The following is a 982-nucleotide window of genomic DNA, read 5'->3' as shown; positions in this document are numbered from 1 at the left end:
GAATTATATGAAAGGATGTTACAGCAACAGAAAGAAATGATCGATAAGTTAGAGAGATTATTAAATTCCAAGAGTTAAGCTAACTATTTGAAATGAAAGCATCCCCTTCTAAATTTGATTGGGATGCTTTTTTATTTTAGGGTTATCAAATATGATTATTTTATAAAATTAATATTTAAAATCTAAATTAAAACCTATAAAGTCCAACTTTAAAATATATTAAATAATTATGCAGGTAAAATATTTTTTTACCGAATTAATTTTTTTATATTTATAACAACTCCTATATAAAAAACGCTAATAAAACTCACACTTTCTTTTCGTTTAACAAAGGTTTAAAAAAAATTAATTTGAAAGATATATCATTGAAGTTAGTGATGTTAAAAAAAATATCTAATAGATCAGGTATTTGGAAAATTGGATCTTATCCAGGTTTCTACGAATGTCTTATAGGTTTAAGAAATGATGGATTAATTCAAGAGATGGGTGAAAATTTATCACATAATGAATATATTTTAACACAAAAAGGTCGTGAATTTTTAAATGAAAGAAAATAACAACAGTAATAAGAATGAAACAGATATTAGTAATATTGTTGATTCATTAATCCCCCGAATTATCAAGCTTTCAGAAACTGACTATAAAATTTTAATGATGTATTTTGAAGGTTATAAATTGTATGAAATTTCCGATTATCTAGGAATTTCTATTGATGATGTTAATGAAAAAATTAAATTAGTTAAAATGCACTTAGCTTGTTAATGAAATATTTTAGTTTAATCATATAATTTAGCTTTAAATACTTGCTAGCGATATTATTAAATTACATTTATTAATGTAAAACAATTATTACTAACACAAACAGTTCTTATAAATATATGAACACTGTGCTCAAGGAGGAAATTGGCCAATTAATATATTTTGACGAATATTAATTTATTAAAATCACATAGTATTTAAAATCAAAAATCTCAGTTGATAA

General features: G+C 22.8%; 2 protein-coding genes. Both read left to right on the top strand.

Annotated elements, in window-relative coordinates; all coding sequences use genetic code 11:
- Window positions 1-350: 350 nt before the first annotated feature.
- On the top strand, window positions 351-557 hold the full coding sequence (locus ACFRAE_RS17700) for a hypothetical protein (RefSeq protein ID WP_422798499.1): 207 nt from the start codon (window positions 351-353) through the stop codon (window positions 555-557).
- Window positions 544-762, top strand: a complete 219-nt coding sequence (locus ACFRAE_RS17695; RefSeq protein WP_422798498.1) for a hypothetical protein — start codon at window positions 544-546, stop codon at window positions 760-762. The genes ACFRAE_RS17700 and ACFRAE_RS17695 overlap by 14 nt, the downstream gene beginning before the upstream one ends.
- Window positions 763-982 lie beyond the last annotated feature (220 nt).

Origin of the sequence: Sphingobacterium sp. HJSM2_6 (assembly GCF_049316305.1) — a bacterium.
GTDB lineage: Bacteria > Bacteroidota > Bacteroidia > Sphingobacteriales > Sphingobacteriaceae > Sphingobacterium.
This window is presented reverse-complemented; position numbering and strand designations above follow the sequence as displayed.